The organism is Streptomyces sp. NPDC058459, from assembly GCF_042721685.1.
Lineage (GTDB): Bacteria > Actinomycetota > Actinomycetes > Streptomycetales > Streptomycetaceae > Streptomyces.
In genome coordinates, this window is sequence record NZ_JBHXLV010000394.1 from 1 (window position 1) to 2,170 (window position 2,170).

The 2,170-nt window shown below is 75.3% G+C and carries 2 protein-coding genes; both read left to right on the forward strand.

Annotated features, from left to right (window positions below):
- Positions 1-689: YcaO-like family protein (locus ACFWN1_RS33010; RefSeq protein WP_384370368.1), on the forward strand; the 689-nt coding region annotated here is incomplete at its 5' end.
- Positions 690-701: 12 nt separating this feature from the next.
- A complete protein-coding gene (locus tag ACFWN1_RS33015) occupies positions 702-2,051 on the forward strand; it encodes a YcaO-like family protein (protein WP_384370371.1) in 1,350 nt (449 codons plus the stop codon).
- Positions 2,052-2,170: the final 119 nt, after the last annotated feature.

Below are 2,170 nucleotides of genomic sequence, written 5' to 3' on the forward strand. Positions count from 1 at the left end.
GACCCGGCCCGTCCGTACGCCTGCTGCACATCCCGTCCGAGTTCGGCGTACCCGTCGTCGCCGCCTTCCTCCAGGACCGGCAGCGGCGCATGGTCGCCTTCGGCAGCGCCTGCCGGGCCGAGCCCGAACTCGCCGCGGAGAAGGCCCTGGTGGAGGCGTACGGGCTGTACTCACTCACCCGGCAGCTCGCCGAACCGGACAGTGAGGTGTGGCAGGCCGTCGCCGCCGGCACGCTGGAGAGCCATGTCTTCCGGCCCTTCCGCGCCGACCGCGGCTACCGGGACGCGTTCCGCGCCGACTACCGCGACCTGACCGACCTCCCCGCCATAGCGCAGCTCTACCTCGACCCGCGCATGCAGGGCCGGCCGCTCGACCGACTGCGCGGACCGGGGCGTATCGCCTTCGCCGACATCCCGGCCGTGGCGGACGCGGACCCGCGCGACGTCTACCTGAGGCGGCTCGCGGCAGCGGGGCTGCCGGCCTACAGCGTCGACCTGACGACCCCCGATGTCGCGGCGGCCGGACTCGCGGTCGTCCGGGTCGTCGTGCCCGGCCTGATCGGCAACGCCCCGCCGGCCTTCCCGTACCTGGGCGGTGAGCGGCTGTACGAGACCCCGGCCCGACTCGGCCTGGTCCCGCGCCCGTTGCACGAGGACGAGCTGTACCCCCACCCCCTGCCGCTGGCCTGACGAGGACCCTTCATGCCGTACCCGCTGCTGACCGACCCCCGTACCGGAATCGTGCGCCGCCTGTCCCGCCGGCCCGTACCGGACCACTTCCCGCAGGGCTTCGAGCTCGTGGCCTCCCCTCTGTGCGACACCACCCGCTTCTGCCCCTGGCCCGCCGACTCCGCGGGCGCCGGCCATGCCTTCGCCGACCCCGACGCGGCCCTGGGCGCCGCGCTCGGCGAGGCAGCGGAGCGGTACTGCGGCAACCTGGTGCCCGACCGGCTCGTCCGCGCCTCCTACACGGAACTGCGCCGGCGCGGCCTGCGGGCGGTCGACCCCGACTCCCTCGCCCTGTACGGCCCGCAGCAGTACGCCGACCCCGCGTTCCCGCTCACCGCCTTCACCCGCGACCTGACGGTGGAGTGGACCGAGGGCACCGACCTGGCCGACGGCGGCGCCGTACTCGTCCCCGCCTCCCTGGTCTGGGTGTCGTACGTATCCGCCGACGTCGAGCCCCGCGGCCCGCGCACCAACCCCGTCATCCAGGCGGGTCTCGCCGCCGGCGCCACGTACGAGGACGCCTGCCTGGGTGCCCTGTGCGAGGTCGTCGAGCGGGACGCCATGACCATCGGCTGGCACGGCAGGGCCGGTCTGCGCGTCATCCGGCCACCGGACTGGCTCGACCGCTTCGCGCGCGGCCCCCACGACCGGCTGACCACCCGGTTCCTCGCCTTCCCCTCCTCCTTCGGACCACGCGTCGCCGGGGCACTGGTCCGCGACACGGTCACCGGCTACCTCACCCTGGGCGTCGCCGCCCGCGCCGACGAGGACGCCGCCTGCCTGAAGGCGTACGGCGAAGCCCTGCAGCTCCAGCTCTTCACCGCCGACTACGACGACCCCACCGGCCCGTACATGCGTGCCGCCGCCGATCCGCGCAGCCCCCTCAAGCCCTGGCGCGCCGCACGCGACTACGGCTACGGCGACGCCTACCGCCGGGACCTTCGCGATGTCGTTGACTACGGCTGCCACCTCCAGCTCTACCTGGACCCCCGCGTCCAGGACGCCTTCGAGCGTGAGCTGCAACGCGCACTCCAAGAAGGCACGGGAGGCGCAGAGGGCGCGGAGGCGGGCCGCGACACGGCGCCGGAGGCCGCCGCGCCCACGCTCGACGCGCTCGTGGCCCGCGTCGGCGCGGCAGGTCACCGGGCGGTCGTCGTCGATGTCACCACCCCCGACGTCCGCGCCGCCGGCCCGCACGTCGTCCGGGTCGTCGTCCCCGGCCTGTACTCCAACACCGCGGCCGGGCTGCCCTTTCTGGGCGGTACGCGGCTCGCCGCCGCCCTGGCCGGAGAACCCCGGCGCGTGCTGCCCCTGCCGCACTGAACCCGCTCACCCCACGCGAAGGGTCCGCCCGTGATCATTCCGCCACCGGCCGCCGCCGACGGCTCACCTCCCGCGCCCGCGCCGGCGCCGCCCGCCCGCCCCGCGCGTCGGGCCGCACG